The following is a 244-nucleotide window of genomic DNA, read 5'->3' on the forward strand; positions in this document are numbered from 1 at the left end:
CTGTCGTCGTCGCCGAACCGGAACCGGCCGAATACGTCAAGATTTGCGACGTCTACGGCGCCGGCTACTTCTATATTCCGGGCACCGAGACCTGCCTGCGCATCGGCGGTTATCTCCGCTACGATATGGGCGTCGGCGATTCCGGCTCGCTCGATGGCGCCAACAACGTTCCCGATCACATGGACGGCGGAACGAACGACACCTGGTATAAGAACATGCGTTTCACGCTGAGGACTTATACCGG

1 protein-coding gene is annotated in these 244 nt (G+C 59.4%); it reads left to right on the forward strand.

The window, feature by feature from the left end; all coding sequences use genetic code 11:
* Window positions 1-244: porin (locus AC0L3S_RS39660; protein ID WP_473285431.1), on the forward strand; the 244-nt coding region annotated here is incomplete at both ends.

The sequence above is a fragment of the Bradyrhizobium sp. Ken01 genome (assembly GCF_055807355.1).